This window comes from Oleiphilus sp. HI0061, from assembly GCF_001635675.1.
Window position 1 is genome coordinate 1 of sequence record NZ_LWFE01001659.1, and the last position, 897, is coordinate 897.

The 897-nt window shown below is 46.3% G+C and carries 2 protein-coding genes; both read right to left on the reverse strand.

The window, feature by feature from the left end; genetic code table 11:
• On the reverse strand, positions 1-549 hold a 549-nt coding region (purN, locus tag A3735_RS25540), incomplete at its 3' end, for a phosphoribosylglycinamide formyltransferase (protein WP_068638891.1).
• Positions 550-551: 2 nt separating this feature from the next.
• Positions 552-897: AIR synthase-related protein (locus A3735_RS25545; RefSeq protein WP_255375194.1), on the reverse strand; the 346-nt coding region annotated here is incomplete at its 5' end.

The window sequence follows — 897 nt, forward strand, 5'->3', positions numbered from 1 at the left end:
GGGGTAAATGATGTGTTCCTTTTCAAGTACTCGGGTGGCAAGTGTTTCTTCAGTATCCTGATTTAAGACTGGTACAATAGCCTGGATGATGTTCGGGCCGCTATCAAGCTCAGCGGTAACAAAGTGAACACTCACGCCGTGCTCTTTGTCTTTTGCTTCAAGCGCACGCTTATGAGTATGTAGGCCGGGATATTTAGGCAGAAGAGAGGGGTGAATGTTAAGCATTCTTCCTTCAAAACGGCGGACAAAATCATCGGTTAAGATACGCATAAAGCCCGCTAATACCACGAGATCCGGTTGATGCTTCTCAATCGTCTTAATCAGCTCTGCATCAAAAATCTCTCGTTGAGCGAATTTTTGATGTTCGATGACATGAGTATCAATCTCAGCTTTCTTAGCTCGCTCTAGGCCCTTAGCATGGGGCTTATTGGAAATAACAGCGCTGATCTTTCCAGGGATTTCTTCACGTTGATAGGCGTCGATTAAGGCTTGAAGGTTGCTGCCGCTACCCGATATCAAAACAACGACAACAGGATCTCGTCCTTCCATTACTAAGCGCCTAGTCCATTTAGTTGGACTTGCTCTTCGTCGGAAGATGTGTCGGCAATTTCACCAATTACCCAAGCACTTTCGCCTTCAGCTTCTAAAAGCTTGATGGCTGATTCTTCTGAACCGGCTGGAACGGCGATGATCATGCCAACACCGCAGTTGAAGGTGCGATACATTTCAACAGGATTTACGTTACCTGCTGATTGAAGCCATTTGAATACTTCAGGCAATTCCCAGCTCTGGGTCTCGATGACTGCTTTAGTTCCTTCAGGTATTACGCGAGGAATATTCTCAAGTAAGCCACCGCCCGTGATATGTGAAAGGGCATGCACCTCACCTTCTTTGATC